The organism is Microvirga pakistanensis, assembly GCF_004458765.1.
Lineage (GTDB): Bacteria > Pseudomonadota > Alphaproteobacteria > Rhizobiales > Beijerinckiaceae > Microvirga > Microvirga pakistanensis.
Genome location: NZ_SPJX01000085.1, coordinates 1 through 223 on the forward strand (window position 1 = coordinate 1; position 223 = coordinate 223).

Here is a 223-nt window from a genome sequence, read left to right on the forward strand (position 1 = left end):
CGCGCACATGAAGTGGATCCTCGAGGAGTTCTGCAAGGCCTTCTTCGAGGTCGAGCGGGTGAAGATGCGCTTCCGCCCGTCCTTCTTCCCCTTCACCGAGCCGTCGGCGGAAGTCGACATTCAGTGCTCGCGAAAAGGTGGCGAGATCCGCTTCGGCGAGGGCAACGACTGGCTCGAGATCCTCGGCTGCGGCATGGTGCACCCGAACGTGCTGCGGAACTGC

General features: G+C 63.2%; 1 protein-coding gene. It reads left to right on the forward strand.

Annotated features, from left to right (window positions below; translation table 11 throughout):
- A partial coding sequence (locus E4K09_RS02835) for a tRNA ligase subunit PheS family protein (protein WP_483238012.1) occupies window positions 1–223 on the forward strand: 223 nt, incomplete at both ends.